This window comes from Planococcus sp. CP5-4_YE, from assembly GCF_019042655.1.
Classification (GTDB): Bacteria; Bacillota; Bacilli; order Bacillales_A; family Planococcaceae; genus Planococcus.
On record NZ_JAHPZO010000009.1, the window covers coordinates 1 to 18,275 of the forward strand.

General features: G+C 39.0%; 8 protein-coding genes. All 8 read right to left on the minus strand.

From position 1 onward, the window contains the following. Window positions 1–425: 425 nt before the first annotated feature. The 8 genes from brxL to KTG14_RS11270 all read right to left on the minus strand — a co-directional run bounded on the left by brxL (window position 426) and on the right by KTG14_RS11270 (window position 18,208). Window positions 426–2,483: a protease Lon-related BREX system protein BrxL gene (brxL, locus tag KTG14_RS11235; protein WP_216971033.1), complete on the minus strand. Its 2,058-nt coding sequence runs from the start codon at window positions 2,481–2,483 to the stop codon at window positions 426–428. Between the two features lie 16 nt (window positions 2,484–2,499). Next, window positions 2,500–5,058 (minus strand): BREX-1 system phosphatase PglZ type A, encoded by a 2,559-nt coding sequence (pglZ, locus tag KTG14_RS11240; RefSeq protein ID WP_216971034.1) that lies wholly within the window; start codon window positions 5,056–5,058, stop codon window positions 2,500–2,502. Between the two features lie 74 nt (window positions 5,059–5,132). Next, window positions 5,133–8,627, minus strand: coding sequence for a BREX-1 system adenine-specific DNA-methyltransferase PglX (gene pglX / locus KTG14_RS11245; protein WP_216971035.1), 3,495 nt, complete (start codon window positions 8,625–8,627; stop codon window positions 5,133–5,135). A gap of 13 nt (window positions 8,628–8,640) precedes the next feature. After that, window positions 8,641–12,222: a BREX system P-loop protein BrxC gene (gene brxC / locus KTG14_RS11250; protein WP_216971036.1), complete on the minus strand. Its 3,582-nt coding sequence runs from the start codon at window positions 12,220–12,222 to the stop codon at window positions 8,641–8,643. 20 nt (window positions 12,223–12,242) lie between these two features. After that, window positions 12,243–12,809 (minus strand): DUF1788 domain-containing protein, encoded by a 567-nt coding sequence (locus KTG14_RS11255; RefSeq protein WP_216971037.1) that lies wholly within the window; start codon window positions 12,807–12,809, stop codon window positions 12,243–12,245. A 12-nt stretch (window positions 12,810–12,821) separates the two neighbouring features. Next, on the minus strand, window positions 12,822–13,436 hold the full coding sequence (locus tag KTG14_RS11260; protein ID WP_254178122.1) for a DUF1819 family protein: 615 nt from the start codon (window positions 13,434–13,436) through the stop codon (window positions 12,822–12,824). A gap of 14 nt (window positions 13,437–13,450) precedes the next feature. After that, window positions 13,451–13,684 carry a TIGR04540 family protein gene (locus KTG14_RS11265; protein ID WP_216971038.1) on the minus strand — a complete coding sequence of 78 codons (234 nt, stop codon included), beginning with the start codon at window positions 13,682–13,684 and terminating at the stop codon, window positions 13,451–13,453. Between the two features lie 135 nt (window positions 13,685–13,819). Beyond that, window positions 13,820–18,208, minus strand: a complete 4,389-nt coding sequence (locus KTG14_RS11270) for an AAA domain-containing protein (RefSeq protein ID WP_216971039.1) — start codon at window positions 18,206–18,208, stop codon at window positions 13,820–13,822. Window positions 18,209–18,275: the final 67 nt, after the last annotated feature.

The window sequence follows — 18,275 nt, forward strand, 5'->3', positions numbered from 1 at the left end:
TCTTTCCATAATCAATCACCCGATTTCTAGATATCTTCAGCTTTCTAGCAATCGCGCTATTCGTAAATCCCGCGCTGCGTAGTTGGTGAATCTCGTTGTAAATCATAAACTTTTCCACTCCTCATTCCTCACTTTCAATAGACTCTCTCAAGTATATTAAAAGTGCTTAGGTATCGGTAAACTGTTGATTCTTAATTGGCGGAATCTGTTTACCGTTATTTGTGGAAAACTGTTTAATCTAGTTTAGCGTTTACACCCCTATAAAATACTTGACCCTATTCCGGCTAGCTAATAGTTCGTCATTAATAGATCTATGGTATTCTATATAGTTTTTAAAATCTTGTCGATCAGACAATTTTAGCCCTCCATTCTTAGTTATAAAAAAGCATCCAATTAAATTGAATGCTTCTTCCCATACTTATAATCTAATTCACGCCCAGGGCTTTATAAACCGCATCAATCGGATCCGAATAGAACACCGGCTGCACTTTAACCAACAAATCTGGCGGCACCGTTTGCAAATCCATGACCGATGCAGCTGGGATTAATACTCTCTTCGCTCCTGCATCGACACAAACCTGCAAGACGTTGGCGAATTCTTCTACTTTTGCAATAGTGCCGCCCACTGTCATGTTTCCAATGACGACTGTACTTTCCTGGACTGGCTTCTCTAATGCTCCAGAACACAGACCGATCAATTCAGCGATGGCTAGTTCATCTGTTAATCCAATCCCCTGCAAGTCGCTAATATGCATCAGATAATCCTTCGTCTTAATGGCGATTGTATTACTGATGCTTTTGCTATTAGCGGTAAAATAACGGAAAGCGGTGTCTAAGCTTTCGCGTGCTTCACGCGATGAACTGACACCGGACTTGTCGAATTTACCCGTGCCACTCACAACTTGGTTTTCCAATTTATAGATTCCGATCATCCCGGAATTACCGTGCCCTGCGACATATACATGCCCCGGTTTCCCCATACCTTCTGGAATAAGTTTTCCGCCGCCTTGTTCAGGCACAGAAGTGTATTCTTCCTCTAATGATTCTTTATCTATATAGGAGAACATGACGTCGTAAAATTCCATGCCACCTATTTTCTTCAGCTGTTCTTTTACTCTACGACGGCCTTCTAACGCATACTTCAAGATTTCTTCTATGTCATCTTTTGTATAAATACCATTTGGATAAATTAGTTTCACCATGCCTGATACAGTCTTACGCACAGCAATCGTATCACGCTGGTTGAGGTTGTTCCCTAATTTGAAATAGCGGTCTACCGCATCTGCAAACGATCGCTTGCGCATTTCTCGGAAGAACTCGGCAATATAATCCACTATAAATCCATACCGATCGGTAAAAAAATCCGGACGCATTTTCGGGATTTCCCAGCCCGGCAAATAATAATGCATGCGATCGAAGAATGCTGAATCGTTGGCCATTTCCTCAGGAAACGGCGCAAAAAGATGGGATGTCTTCAATAAAACATCGACACTTTGATTGATATTCCCGACGAACACCATAGAAGCACTCGCATTCTTCTCTTCTTTACCACGAGCAAACGAACCGGATGCCATATAATCTTTCATTATCTGTATGCCGTCTTTATCTTTGAAACGGATGCCCGCTACTTCATCAAACGTGACACAATCCCACATGCCGACAAGGCCGATTTTCCGTGAAGTCATATTGTAGAACAGGTTGGCGACGGTCGTTTGTCCACCTGACACTAAAATCGAGTTCGGGGATATTTCTTTATAAACGTGCGATTTACCGGTCCCGCGTGGCCCCAATTCGCACATATTGTAATTGTTTTCGACGAGAGGCACCAAACGAAGCAGCAAATGCCATTTCACACGGTCACTCAATTGCGTTGGTTCCATTCCTGTCGAGCGGATCAATGCATCGATCCATTCGTCTTTGGTGAATTCTTTACGGCCTTCAAAGACTTCCTGCATGTCCATATTCGGCATTTGAATCGGCTGCAAGCTGCTTACGTTAAATGGATTATTGTTACGAGCTTCTTCATCGTAATAATAATCGACCTTCACCATGCACCAAATGCCGCCGACCAGTAACTTATCGAATTCTTTAATGAAATTCGATTCAATAGGGACTCCTTTCAGACCCAAATTGGAAAACTCCGCCTCGTAGATATCCAATTTGGGATTCAATGACACAGTCACTTTATCGATGATTGAATACTGGCCAAGTTCCCGGATCCGCGATTTAATTTTTTCCGCTTCGTCTGGACGGACAAAGTTATCGGAAAGGATCTTTTTAACCCGTTCAACGCCTTCTTTGATGCTTTCTTCATCATCGGTTGCCGCATACATGCCCAATAAGTACTCCAACACATATACCGGAACGTTGGCGCCTTCTTTGATCAGCTTCGTTAAATCTTTCCGCACGACACGTCCTGCAAACACATCATTAAGCTTTTTATCCAGATCTAAAGTTGAAGTCATCTCCGCTTTCTCTTCCATTTATTCACCTCCCTGATTAGAAATCAAAATCGCTGACAATCCCCAAATTTATTGAGAACGGTACTTTATCTGTTGCTACTCCTGTTTCAATATCTTTGATTATTAAGTAATACGTCTTGCTGCGATCATAAGTGATGCTTCTTAACACAAAACGCAATTTGAAAGTGCGTTCACTTGGATTATCGAACGGGCGGTCCCCGATAACCGTTTCCTCATTGGAAAGCACATTGCCATTTTCATCCGCCATATAAATCACAACAGTACGAGGAATCGTTTTATCTTCCACTTTTTCAGTCTGGAAGAATTCGAGATTGAAAATGCTATTCGTTATTTTCCGAGTTGTATTAGTTAGTTTAATATCAACTTTTTGAATAGCTTGAGATCCTCGTTGACCCGTCCGTTTGTTCTTAAACGATACTACTGGAATGACCACTTCCTGCAAGCTGGCACCACCATGTACAAAATTGACGCCGGAACCTTGAATTTTATAACGGATCGTTGCATTTGGAACATAAGCGGTCAATTGCTGCTCATTTTCCACTATTGAAGACAAGTCTATAGCTAATTGTCCTGCTACTTCTCGTTTTTCTTTTGAAAGGATATAACGGCGCTTCGTTTCAAGTGCATCAATTGACTCTTTGACCATTTTATCACTTTCTTCTAAAGCATCCCGTTGATACAAGAAGCCGTGATCGGCCGTAATATAGATATTCGTGCCACCCAAATCATCTTTTATGATTTTCACTAAGTCAAAAAGTTGGTTTAAGGCATCTTCTACACCTTTAAACGTATAAATTTCAGTGGAACCATTGTCCCCCATTGCATCAATTGTATCGTGGTAAAGATAGATCAGTTTTTTTCCTTTGAAGTTCTCTCTACGCGCTGCTTTATTCATTGCAAATACTTCCTGGAAATGAAAAGCGATACTGTCCTCAACTTCGGATTCGAGTATTTTTTTCCGATTTTCAATCCCAGATGAATCTCTGCCATCGACCAAAACTTTTCCAGTTGCATCAAAATCTAAACTCCTGTGTGGCAATAATGCTGCCATTCCAAGTTTTGTTACAGAAGGAACGACTCCGAGCGTACTTTGAATTTCCGAAACTCCAGTTGTTTCGGCGTTCAGTCGTTCAGCCATTTCTACTCCTATTTCATATCTCATCGCGTCGGAAATAATGACAAAAACTCTGTCATTGTTTCGCATATGCGGCGCTATCACAGATGAATAGAAATCTTGCTGTCGTCCAACTCCTGGCAAAGACCATTGCTCGGTCATTTCTGTACGGACAGCTTGTGACCAGTGAGAACTCAATTCGCCCATAAACCAATTTGAATACAAGTTTTCAATCATGACTTTCAACTTTTTCAACAGTTCGTTATCCACTGCTTCATCATAAGCTACATAGAACTTGCGGTAATACGTATCCATTCGATAATAATCTTTGGTATATGCTTCATAAACATTGGCAACCTGAGATTGCGGAATTCCCTGGCTGTGCTCATGATAAAACTCATACATCTTCACGGTGTAAAAAAGAGCTTCATAAACCGCTTCGTATTGCTTGTAATAATGTTTTACTCTCCGGAGCTTAATCAGCTTTTTATATTCCTCATAATCCTCGAGTTTGTCTATCAAGCTGTTCGCAATATGGATAATGATTGCTCGGTCGATATACGGAAAAACATCCGCTTGTTTAACTTTATCCAACGGAATCTCATTAACAGTCTTCGGCAGGTTAATTTCTTGTTCCACCATCTCAATATAATTATTGAATTGAACATAATCGCTCTTATGATGCATCCAATGATCGATAAAGACCAATGCATTTGTTTTACTGCGTTTTGCAATAAAATCATCCAGCTCCGTTAAATACTTTTCATCAACTGAGTGGCTGAATGCCGTTACCGATAAATGAATGAATAAAGTCTTTAAGGTTTTAACATCCCGTTCATAGCCGCAGTAATTCGCCACGCATGACCAGAATACCTCCAGGTCAAAGAAGCGATCCATGGATGACAAGTATTTATTCTCTGTATCATCCAGCGTGTCCATTAAAATGGTTTTCAACACATCTTCGAAATACGGTGTCTTCAAATTGCATAGGACACTCATAATCGAAAGCTCGATCAGTTCTTCCGTAAACGATTCAATACCGAATCCGGCAAATTTTTTAAAGCGATCTTTATTGTTAAAGAAACGCTCGTATTTTTTCACTGTTGCTCGTAATGATGGATCTATATGTAAGTCACTCAAAATAAGTGATATGCGGTCTGCATAAAAAGTCTTTGAATACATGACTGTATCCGCCAACCAATTTTCTTCTACTCCCAAATCCAAGTTCGTATAAATTAAATACGAAGAAGTTGGATCTTCTTCCTCCAGCAAGTGCTTCGTATAAAACTGATTTCTGTCAGTCAACGAATGGACTTTGACTCCATCAATTTCAAGCGGTTCAATTTCTTCAGTAAACTCATTATCTTTATCGACCCAAAAAACGAGCTTGCGCTGTTCTTCTTCTTTCAGTGGCTCATTAAAAATGTCCGATAGCGCAGACACGATTTGTCCCATGTTCATGGCAGTCACCTGCTTTCTCTTTCCATTATAGAACAAAGATACATCAGAAATCTCCGATGTATCTCTGTTTGTTTTTATATTTTGGCAACTAGCCCTTCAAACTTGGCATAGTTGACCGCAACACCATCATCAAGATCAATTTCAATTTGCATGTCGGCCATATGGTGCAACTTCTCATCATATGCTTTCAGTTCGTCGATTTTCTTATCGAGTGATTTTAATTCTTTTTTGGCATTGCTGATTTCTTTTGTAGTTGAATCCCCATCAATGATAGTTAACAATTCCTTCTTCTCTGCATCCATACGAATTTGAACTTCGTGTAAATAATCAGTACGAATGCGAGAAAGTGTTGTTTTGTCGTAGCGATGCATATAGATAAGACAATTGAACGCCTTTTCTTTACCTGAAGAAAATAACCAGTAAATTGGACGTTTCTTATATATCTGGACATGTTCTTTATAAAAATCATTCAATAAATATCGACGTAAGCTTTCTCTTACTGTTTCACTTTTCTTTCGACCAATTGCTTCCGCAATAAAACCTAAATTTTCTTCGAGAGTATCCTCGCTATAATTTATACGAACAAATTCAACAAATCTAGAAACAATGTCATCATTAAAATATGCAATAGTGAGTAATGGCAAAATATTGTCTTCGTCTATATAGTATTTTCTATACTGAGAAGAATTTAAATCACCTCCGGCATATATAATACCTTCTTCATCAAGGGAATAGCGTCCAAAAGAGCAACCAATTGCATAAGAAATGAAACTCTTAATATCAGTTTCTAAATTCGCTCTTCGAATAGTAATATCTTTTTTATTTACTTCATATGAAATTTCATCGGTTAGGTTATAAATTTCTATAAAAATACGATTAAGATTTTCTTCATTTGAGTGAATCTGTTTAAATTGGGTATCAGTAAATTTTTCCCAATCATCAAAAGCTAATTTTAAACTTTTTTTTGAAAAGCATATCAAAGGATGTTTTTTGAATTCCCAAGATGTTTCGAAGTAATTCCAATCCGTTTTAGAGATAGATATATTAGAATCAACTAACGAATCTATTTCTTCTTTTTTTGTTTCAGACACTTTAATAGGAAAACTAGATATGTGACCAACCTCATAATTAAGAGTCGGTGATATAGTATTAGCTATTTTTAACGCTACTATACTGTTACAAAATCCGTGTAAATAATTCAAATGACTTTTTGAAAAAAAACTGGTACCTGCATCCGCAAAAATAAAACCTTCTGGTTTATATCTAAACGCCATATTACCAGAAGATATTTTGGACCATGTCACGCTAGCTTTAAAGTAATAGTCTGAATTTCTAATAGCAGCATTTTTAAATTTTTTTAGCTGATAGCCATTATTCTCCCAGTTTATTACATAGTCATTGTTCCCGTACCATTTTCTAAAGTCTCCTCCTTTGTTAAAAGGAAACCATTTTAATCTTGACTTAATAGCACTTTCCGAATCTCTGAAATTTAAACCTATTTTTTTATAATTAACTTCATGCCATAATCTAAGGAACCTATTGTTATCTGCTGTTGAAAGTCCTTGTTTAACTTCAGCTAGCTTATTCAGAGTAGTACTATTTTCAAAAACTTTCTTTTGTTTATCGCTAACCCAATATGCAACTGGCGATCCGGGAATTATTTTAAAATCATTTTGATTAAATGAGTAACGATATATTACTGAAGGATTCGTAACAGCTTTTAATGTTTTAATAGACTGATTTTTAACTCCCCTAAAATCTGAAAGCCTTATATACTCACCTTTAGTATTGCTAGGATAATTTCTCAAAGTAAATGTACAAATCGGAACCGTTGCTCCGTCAAAACCTGAATACTCCAGTTGAATTAGACTGCTAATGGTCCGATTATTAACAATATTTTTCCGCAGCTTTTCAAAGGATGAGATAAACATCCATACAAATGGTGACATGAATCCAATCTGGCCATTTTCTTTTGTAGCAGAGAAGCTATACTCGATAAACGCTGAAAACAAATCCGACTTTACTTCTTGATAACTATTTACCAAATAACTTGATACTTCTGCAGGAACGTATTTGTTTCCAGCATATGGCGGATTAGTAATGAAAATATCGTATTGCTGATTCATGATGCCTGCTTGTTTAACAAGGCTATTGAACAAAGGAGCCACCCGGTCTTTCATATCCATTTCGAACAAATTGCCTGTCTGTTCACCGATTGCTTTCATCCGTTGTTTTAGCCATGCTTCATCGAAAGAATTTAGTTTTATCAAAGAACCAATTGCTTTAGCATGATGGAATTGCTCTATAAAGCCTTTCATATTTTCATAGCTCTCACTTGATACTTCTCCGGCTAAAAATGCAATCTCTTCATCTTTAAGTGTATTTGTCTCTTGCAAAGCTGCCAGGTTCATTTTTAAACCATCGCGTTCAATACTTCTCAAGAATCGTTTATTATATTCTAATGCTTTCATAACAATCGAGAAGCTTGCCAATTGATACGCACGGTCATCGATATCCAAACCGTAAAGATTGTTTTCAATAATTAATCGGGGAATCTCTCTATCCATATAGCCAGCTTTGCTATAGATTTCATACAAGACATCGAACATATAAACAAGAATATGTCCACTTCCCATTGCTGGATCTAAACAAGTTATTTCTTCAACTTTCAATTCTTTATTTATATATGGAGCCAAGTTTTCTTCAAAGGTAGAATCGACGTTCTGGTTTTCTAAATAAAACTCCCAATTCTTCACAAGGTCATAATCTTCAGGGTGTGATTCAATCCAATAACGCCCTAATGCATTTTGCACCATATAACGTACAATCCACTCAGGTGTGAAGAGTTGAGTTGCAAAAGGCAGTTCTTCTGCTTTGTAACGTTTTTTCGCTTGAATTACGCGTTCATTTTCTTCTGAAATATAGTATTGATATAGCCAACCAATTACTTCAACCTTTTGCCAATTTTCTTCTGGCAGAGTTTCCAAATCCGTCATCTCACGCACAAATGAATCGGTTCCGAGTAAACCTTCAGGAAATAGAATTTCTGTATAATGATCTATTGTTTCAAACATGAAAGGCATATAGCGGTTCAAATCATTGCAATGCTTGATAACCAGATATTTAAAAAGCTCTTCATCATTATTGTTTAGTTTAAGCTCATAAACATATTCCTTATCTAAATCTAAGTCGAGTGATAGAGCCTCATTCATCATATCGGGTTCTGTGCTTCCTTGTTTTGAAGAAGATAATACTCTGACTTTTGTCGGCAAGTAATCATTCACTTCCATGAAACGAAGAGCTGTGAAACGGTTAAACCACGTATAAGCAACTTCTTCCATCACTCGGTCAAATCCAATATCGCGAATCCGGGAAATCAATTTGTTTCGCTGCACTTTTTCTTTTTCTTTCAGCTGTCTGCCATTTATAAAGATGGCGTCTGAACTTTCAATAGTCGCTTTTTGAATATCTTCAGAAGTAATTCCTATTTTCCTTGCTTGAAGTTCAACTCGTTCAAGCAGTTCTCTTCTTGCTTCTGTAGCAAATCTCTTTAATGCTGGTTTATTCACTGCTTTCCCCCACTTACTTTCTGAATTCTATTTGTTTATTATTTTTTATGGCTGCCTTCAATCTTTGAGACAAGTTTTCAAGATAGAGATCCACTTCTGCTTCTGTTGTTAATGGTGTTGGACTGATTAATTCCAGTACTTGGATAAATTCCTTCTGAACCGGAATTTCAGTTGGTTCATCCCCATCTTGGATCGTTCCGCCTTCTTGTTCTTTTTGTTCTTTTCTTTTTCTTCGTAACCATTCTTCAAGTTCTCTATTGATTTTATTCTCTGTTTGAACTTTGAAATTAGAACTTCTAAGGATACTTGATTCCACTCTATGAATGTCCGTATAAGAATCAAGGTCTTCGAGTAAATGTTTATAGAAGTAACTTATCTCTTGCTTTGTTTCGTTACTGACACCATATTGACTGGAGAAGGAAGTAAGGCTTACCTTATCATCTGCAATTCTATCTTCAGCATTCTTCTTCTTCTCTAGCAAAACTGTCTTTATGTGCTCTTCAATTTTGTGAACCAATTCAGGTATATCTTTAATCTTTCTGTAAGGAAGCGAATCTTCTAGAATTGATGCTAGATCTTTCACTGTAGATTCAATTTCTTCCCCATTTAAATAGGCTTGGTTTTCTTTGTATTTTTCGAAGACTGCTAACCCCTGGTCGAAAATTCGAATTTGATTGCTGCCAAAAAAGCTTTGGACTAAAACGATATCTTCTTCCCAGTAAGCCAGGTCATCTTCTAATTCTTTCAGTTTTGTAAAAAATGAAGCGTTGTCTAATCCATTGTGGAATTGAGTAAAATATTCCAGCCCTTTGTCTAAAAGGCTTTTCCCTGGATACTTTTTGCCTTCATATTGACTCTTCAAATCATTTATCTCGGCAATTTGTTCTTCTATAAGAAATCGCAAATCTTTGACTAATCCATCTTCATCATCAGCTAAATCAGTTTTATTAAAAACATCTTTAGCAACTCGTTTTGCTGTACGGATTAACGCTTCATCAACTTGTACCCGTTTAAGTATGATTGCTTTCTCCGCTTCAGCAGTCTTACTGAATATGGATACTAAGGTGGTCGTTTTTTGTTCCGGTTCCAAATATTCGGCATTATAACGCACACGAATACGCTGTTCTTTTAATAATTTTGCAATCATTGCTGCAATGTCCAATTGTCTCCAACCATATGGTTTGTCCTGAAATCTATCGTAAATGATTTTTACCCGGACTTGTTTTTGGATGTCATTTTGTAAAGTGATAAAATCGAAGATTTCCTTCTTGGCTAACTCATTAGGATAGGTTCCAATCGTATCTTCGAAAGAAATTTGGTCATTGTCTGAAGCCAAGATATGGATGAGACCTCTTTCATTCTCCATATGCTCTTTTACATAATTCAGCTTGGTATAAATATTATCGACTAACATCTTAAACGCCGCATTGAACTTCTCTTTGACAGTGGAACCTTTAATTTCTACTTTGTCCCCATTAATAAAGAAAGTTCCGCTCTTAATCGCGTCTTCCAATAAAGCACGGCTTCTATTTTTACGTTCACGTGCCTCAGCCGTTTTATTGTTCAAGATATTTTGAATGTTTTCCGGAAGTTGTGTGATGTTCTTTTTCTTACGGTAACTTTCAATTCTTATTGCTTCTTCAATTTCCTCAACATATAATTCACTGCCGCCGAGTTTCACAATCATTTCTCCACTGCCACTCGTCATCATCATAAGTTCCTGTTCTGACTTCTGGTAATGGTCAGAAAGCGGTGAAACGATTTGAACGCCAATACTTGATGATTGATTGCCGTAATTTTTCTCGTCCATTTTTTGATTGAAAGAGAAAAGGTATTCTGAAGAATAACGGAATCTTTTCTCATCATATAAGTCTTGGAAAACATAATCGGCTAATTCGCGTTTAACTAATTCTTCATCGACGTTCAAGGTTTTGATTTCACGGTTAATGTCTTGCTCATCATCAGTTAAGAATAAATAGAAGTCACCGTTTTTTTGAATCAATGTTTGAGAGATCAGCTTACGAAGTGAAACTTTAATTTTCTCTTTTAACGCCAATTTATCTTCGTCAATGTTTGTAATCATTAAAGTTGCCAGATTGTCGATATTAGCCGGCAGCTCTTTAATGTATTTCACCATGAACAATACTTTCAATAGTTCCATATTGAAATGATCATCTTTTAATGCAGGGTTTTCATACGCACCTTCGATAACCCGCGAAACAGTAGGGTTTAAAAACTCTTTGACAGTCTCATAAAAGGCAGGGAAAGGAATCAGGAATCCTTCCTCTTCCCCTTTATATCTTAATGCCGTTTCTTTATAAGCAGACAACATAGAACGTTCGCCTTCAGAAAGACTTTTGCCGGAAGAACCGTGTTTACGAATTTGCTCAAAAACGTTCTGCAGTAATTTAAATTGATAGGGAACAAATGGATAGACATCCGCAAATTCCTGCTCGTTGTCATATCCGCGCAAATCAGCAGTGCTTTCACGGAAGCTGATTAAATTTTTCAAAATAGCACTTTTCTCCGGATAAAGCAATTTCAATTTGTCATTCACATAGTTCTTTTTCAAAAGGATACGCTTTTTCAATACTTCATCTACTGAAATTGAAGAAAGTGAAAGTCTGGTATCAAAACGTCCTTGAATTCGTGAAAAGTCGTCCCCTTTTACTTTGACAATGCTATCTATGCTTTCCTGTGAAGTGACCATGACCCATGCTTTTCCTTTGGCATGTGTTCCTAGTTCTTCCGTAAGAGTTTGTAGATTCAACATCAGGCTTCTGCTATCACCGATATATTGGCCGATTTCATCCACCAGGAATATCAGGTGGAAATTAGGGCCTTTTTGATCGATATACTCTTTTACATCTTTTGCAAACTTTTCGATGCTGATTTCATAATTATTAACGCCATTATCAAACCAGTTACCAGCAGATTCTTCAGTCATATCTGTGGCTTCCGAAAGTGCAGAGACAATGTAATCTCTATCAAAATAGAAACTGTTACGACGGTCTTCCCACGACTCGCCGGCTAGGTTTTTGAATGATTCTTTGAAAACTTCATATGTACCTTGCTTATCCAAATATTTTTCCATTTCCGCTACACCAGAAATGTCACCGTAATATCCTCTATGTTCGTAAAATACTTTCATAAATACACGCAGAATTGCATCTTCTTTTGATTTATTGTCTAGTTGTGCTTTTGCATCAATATTGAAAAGAATCGTCTCTGTTTCAATGCCAGCTGTTCGCTGCATATTCGCTAATACAATTGGATCCTGAATTTTTTCATCAAAAAAATCTACTGCAGTTCTGTTTTGAATTTCTTTATTTTCTAAAAGGTAGGAAAGTATTTTAAGGAAATGCGATTTACCCGAACCAAAGAATCCAGAAATCCAGACACCCATTTTATCAGTCGAACCGTTCACGCCTCTTTGATAATTTTCATAGAACTTGGAAAGGTGCTTCTGTAATTCCCGAGTAACCACATATTCATCCAATTCTTGATAGATGCTGTCGTCATCAGTTTGAGCAACTTTAATGACTCCGCGAATGTCTCGTTCTATATCTTTCTGAAACATGTCTTTCAATAACATAAAATAACCCCCAAATTTATTTAATCAACCAACCGGAATGCACGGTAATAATTATCGTCTTTAAATTTGCCGAATAAATGCAAATCCTGCTCACTGTATTCACCTGGATAAAACATGATGACAGGCGTCTTGTCTATGACTTCCTGCAAATTATTTAAGATCGTATGCGAACGGACAAACGGGAACACTTTTCCGACACCTGTCAAAATCACAATATCGTGCCCATCCATCTGTTCTTTTATCTTCTGTAAAAATATTTGAGGATTTGCAAACGTAGTAAGAGCTTTAAACAAAGCGTCTTTCCCTTGTTTTTGCTCCATCTCAAATATTCGGTCGAAGATTTTTTTCTCTTTTGTGATTTCGATAAGCAACTTGTAAAGATCGAATTCGATTATTTTTCTTTCTGAGCCTTCATAGTTGAATTCCTTTTTTATGTGCTTCACATAATCCCGGACAACCAATTCATCTTCCGGTTTGTAATCGAATACATAGAAACTGATTTCATTTCCGAGGCCACGTCCCTCGATAAATTTATCTTCTTTGATTTTCGGAATGATCTTGTCGAGCCTCGAATTTAAATTAGCCACAAGCTTTTCCTCCTATTCGCCAATGACATGTACATATTTGCTGTCACCAATATCAGTTAAATGGTTTTTTACTCTTTCATCCATGATAATTCGATTTAATTCTCCTGATTTCATATTCTTTAACATTCCCATATCAATCAGTATTTTCGAATGAACATGTTTAAGTTTTTTAATTGTTTCTTCTGTCCACTTAGCTATGTTTTCATTCTGTTCCATTTTCATTGTAAAAAATGTGTTGAGATCTTTTTTCTCTAGACTGTAATTGTTCAACTGAAATTTTTCATAAATTACTTCTTCCATGAATTCATAGAAAAGTCGATTCGTTTTCATAATTGCATACAAATTAATAGTTTTTCCAACTTCATTTGAATCTTCGATGACCATGTTTCTCAATGTCTCATCTAAAGCATTAACTCTTCTTAAAACATAAGGGAGACCTCTTTTTAAACTAGAAATTTTTTCATGCTGAAAGAGATTTTCATCTATAACTTTCTTACGAATTTCTGTATCAGAAAGTCCTGCTTCTTTTAAAATTGCCACTTGTTTAAATTCGTAGAACATGAATGCTGCTCCTGTTAATGCAGAAGTGTATTTTAACTCTGTTTCCATTACCATCAGGCCTTTCATAAAACAATCCTTAACTACATTCCTAAAATCTTCCCAACAATAACTAACCTTCTTTTTCCGCAATGCTGTTGAATGATTTTAGTGAAGTTATTGTCTTTGATCAATTTTTCTTGGTTATTTTTATGTATAACGCTAATACTTTCAATTAACTTTTGCTCCATAATCTCTTCTTTCCAGTAGGCATCTATCAACTGGTTGATTGCTGAAGCAACGTCTCTTTGGGTACGGTAAAATAATTTAACTTCCACATGCTTCCCCTCGCATTTAATTTATACTTAGTTCTTATTCTACTTTAGTTTTAGTTGAATGCAATCTTGATTTATATAGCAAAAAGGATAGCGACATTCCGCTATCCTTTTTGCTGCATATTGTTATCTGAATGACTAGTTTTTATGAGCTACAATATCACCCAGTAACTCACCTTTAATATAATCATCCTCATTTTTCACATGTGGTTCAATCCCCAATTCATCCAACTGCACCCACAAACTCTCCAGCGCTTTCGTTTTATCAAAGTAGAACTCCCTGCCGCGTACACGCCAGAACTTCCAGCCTGCTCGTTCCAGGGATTCCTGGCGCCTCATGTCTTCTTCGAATTTCTCTGGGCCGTGCCATTTCTCTCCATCACATTCGACGGCTAGTCGGTCGCGCAGCCCTTCGACGACGAGGTCGATGCGGTACTGGCCGACTTTGACTTGCGGTGTGACTTTATAGCCGCGTGCTAGAAGCATACGGAGCACGTCGACTTCAAATGGCGAGTCGCATTGCTCTTCCAGATTCGCCATTTGCTCATTCAAGCGAGTCGGGTTCATGCAATAGCTCAGCAAACGGTAGCGCAGGTCTTCCGTATTGAGGTCTTCCAGGTCCACTGAATGGTACAAGCGCATCTGGTTTTTCGCACGGCTTGCGGCGACGTTGAAGCGTTGCTTGTCCGAAGTTTTGGTCAAGGCCATAAATCTCCGGTTCGGCGCTGTGACCATGGACAGGAAGATGATGTCGCGTTCGTCCCCTTGCAATGTATATGGATTCCCGCAAATGATCTTGCGCTCTACGAACTCTCGGTCGCCGATTTCTTGGCGAATTCTTGTTTCCAACAGTTTGTGCTGCTGGTTTCCAAGGAGGGTGATGACACCGAATGTCTGCCCTTTCAATTTCGGATCCTCTACCATCTCTGCCATATCGGCGACGATTGCATCGATTTCCGCTTCGTTAATGTCACGCTGCTCACCGATTACGCCGTCGTTTACTTTGATGGCTGTGACAGGCGGATCGATTTTTTCTTCATCGAGCGGCAAGCGCAACGGGATCATTTCGCCGCCGTAACTCATATCGTTCGAGAACTGGATGATTTCCGGCACGCAGCGGAAATGCTCGCGTAGCATGAGCTTTCCTTCTTTCGGGAAAGTTTGTTCGGCGATCTCGTAAAGTGACAAGTTGCCATCAAATAAGTCGGCGTTTGGTATGCCTTTCAAATGGCGGCGCACCAATTCGTAGACATCGTCTTGCTTCGTGCCGATCGATTGCGGGCTGATTTGTTCATCGTCTCCGACGACGACCACTTTCTTGCCGCGCAGCAGCACATTGACCGCGAACAAATCACATTGGCTGCTCTCATCGAAAATGATGACGTCGAATTTCTCGTTGGTCACCGGGAAGTTTTCCAGCACTTGGTTGATTGGCATGATCCACACAGGGATGGCACTTTGAGCGGTTTTCATTTCTTCTCTAGCGCCTTGCAAATTGCGCTTGGCGGACTTTCCGCTGCCTTTACCGAAACGCTTGATGTAGGTTTTCCATGCAGACAAGGCTCGTTTTTCTTCTTCCGTAATCCGTTGCACTTGGTTCTTCCAAGTTGACGCACTGACGATTGAGCGGACCAAGCGCTTCTGTTCTTTATGTTCTTCTTCCAGCTGCTTTTTCAACAGCGTGATGTTCATGTCTTTTGTTTCATCGAGCCACGACTGCAGCTTTTTCAGTTCGAATGCTTCTAGATGGTGTTCAGGTTTCTCGACAGCTGATCCTACAGACAGTTCATACAATTTCGCTGTCAGCGGCAAAGTCTTGCTGAATTGGCCGAGTAGTTCATAGAAACGGATCGCTTGGGATTTGGTCTGCTGCAATTGCTCTAGCTTGACCAATAACTCGTTCCATTTCACGGCATCTCTATTGATATAAGCTTCCTTGAATTCCTGCATGACCGGATGCATATCCGTTTGCGCACTCAAGGTTTGCAATTTGCCCAGATCCTGCTTGTACTGTTCTTCCCATTTCAAGTACTCGATCCGTTTGATGACGAGATCTAAGTCTTTACTTAATTGCTGGCACTCGTCAATTGAATAAAGATCGATCTGGTATAAATTGTAGCGTGTCAGTTTGGATTTTAATGCTTTGGTCGAATCAGCTGTTTTCATGATGAGCTTCAATTCGTTCAAGCGCTCTTCGAGTAGATGTGGGAAGCGTCTTTCTTCGACGTCGATTGCTGTATGGCCAATCTCTTCCATATTGGCATTCAATAAGCGTGCGGCTTCTTTCTTCACCCATTCGTGTTCCAAATACATTTCCAGCACTTCGATGTCGCCGAGCGTTTTGATGGAAGCATCGTTTAATACAGGGTCTTCAAACAAGTATTTCGTTTGCTTGCCTTTGGTCAAAAAGAACAGGAAGTTCGGCTTTTTGCCGTTTTCAAGCGGCTCTCTCGCAATCGCGACATCCGCTTTTAATTCTTCCGTGCTCTTGTTTGGCAGCTTCACTTGGTATGCAACGAGTTTATTATAAGAAGCGAATAGTCTTTCATTAGCTCCGGATAGTTTCTCTATGAGCTCACGCCATCTTGCTTCTCGAAGGCCACCTGCTTTAACATCATCCAAAATCAAACGGAAAGGGCCATTTTCTGTAATGGCAGACATGCCGATGATTTCATCGAGTTCTTTTTGAAGGATTTTGAGTTCATTTTCCTCTAGCGGATATTTGTATTTCTCAAGGATTGCCTTGCCTTGTTCATTTGCATGTTCTAATTGCTTTTCTGCATCTAGGAAAGAGGTGAAAGACGAACTGTTTTGGATGTCAGAACCGACTTCAGGAAGCAGTTGTTGATGCAGCGGCAAGTCTTCTTTTGCCAACTCTTTTTTCAATGCCCATAATTCAGTGAAGTCGACATTGTTTAACGGGAAGGTCTGGTCCATCGTCAACTCGTCTTGAATCCAGCTGTAATCGATCTCCGATTCGGCTAGACGTTTTGCTACATCGTATTTGAAGAGTTTTTCTCCTTTGTATTGGAGAATGGTCCCTTCTTTTTCAGCATATGCTTTTAATTGGTTTTTCAATGTCGCTTCGTCGCGTCTGCTTTGTTTTAAGGCATCTTTGTCGCGTGCGATTTCCTTTTCCAGACGATCGACATCAAGTTCGCCCAGCTTCTCGCCGATGACGCGGATCGATTGCTCGATTTCCTGCAATGATTCACGCCCGCCGCCAAGTACCGGCACGCACAAGTCCCTGATTTCTTGAGGGATTTTGTTTTTCAATACTTTCAACGGGCTTTCTTTTTGGCTGGTGATAAGGATCTTCTTGCCTTCAGATAAAAAGTGGGAAACCAAGTTTGCAATGGTGTGGGTCTTCCCAGTACCAGGAGGCCCTTGTACAGTTACGCCTTGATGATGCGAAATACGCTTGATGATGGCCTTTTGCTGTTCATTGGATTCCAGCGGAAAATAGAGGATATCGTCTTCAAAATTGTTTACTTCCTCGGTTTCCACTGTCGAATTTTCTTCAGGAGCATTTTCGACTCGTTCACCGATAATGGAAGCAACTGTATCCGACAGCTCCAGTTCATCATTGGCAATGCCGTCAATGATTTGAGTTAAGTCGTCCCGCAGCACACGTGCATTTTTTGTTCTCAGTGAAAGCATGTGATGAGTATAAACAGATGGATGTTCCATTGGCGTCTTAGCTGTTTGGCCGTCAATGAATCTTCCATTAGCATCAAAGGTTTGAATGAATTGCGTGAAGAAGTCATTCATATCGTCAGTAATCTCACGTGTCTGGACGTCTCTCCACAAACCATTGATCGTTTGAACATTCGGAATGGATATCCCAGAGAAAATTTCCCGCTCCACAGCAACTGCTTGATCGACGAGTTTCACAGAAATAATCCCTTTTACAGAGTCCAAATCCAGCTCCACTTTGCTCGTTAATAGCGGCGAACGGATTGTGCCGATTTTTGGGTCTGGATGTTTCCAAGTAAAGAGGCCTTTGCCATAAATGAACTCCAAGGACTCCCCTTCTTTTTCAAGCTGGGTGATAAGATCAAAAAACTCTTCGTATTTTTCTAAAATGCGTTTTTTCTCTTTCAACTTCTCAGCCCATTCTTTCCACTGTGCTGTCCAAGTACCATAAGCGTGCATGCGCTTTTTGTCATCGATAAACAGTTCTTCTTTTTTCTCACCATTCGCTGTCTCGACCTGTTTCCCTACTACATAAGAAGGCTTTTGATTTTCCTTTTTCGGATCAAAGCTCAGCCAGTCTTTAAATATGGCGTGAGGCACTGGAGGTGTCGTGTCTTTCTCAGTAATTGTCGGCCTGTGGATCTCCATTAAGTTCTCTTCATTATGGCATTCGTCAAATACGAAGCAGCCTTCCAATAGCTTCATGTCATCCAGGTTCCAATTCTTCTCATATTCCGAGTAATCTCGGATGACTTTCCCGACCAAGTTATTCAATGCAAGCATATACTCGAAGAAATTCTTCGCTTTATCCGTAGCAGTAATGGTTTCCAAGATGAACACCTCTTTTCATTATTCTAATGTCTCAGCTTCTGTTGACTAGAGAGGCTAATCAATTGAT

Excerpts from the sequence above, each read along its gene's own strand:
- pglZ (WP_216971034.1), bottom strand. The coding sequence starts at position 5,058 with ATGAACATGGGACAAATCGTGTCTGCGCTATCGGACATTTTTAATGAG.
- brxL (WP_216971033.1), bottom strand. The coding sequence starts at position 2,483 with ATGGAAGAGAAAGCGGAGATGACTTCAACTTTAGATCTGGATAAAAAG.
- KTG14_RS11260 (WP_254178122.1), bottom strand. The coding sequence starts at position 13,436 with ATGAAAGGCCTGATGGTAATGGAAACAGAGTTAAAATACACTTCTGCA.
- brxC (WP_216971036.1), bottom strand. The coding sequence starts at position 12,222 with ATGTTATTGAAAGACATGTTTCAGAAAGATATAGAACGAGACATTCGC.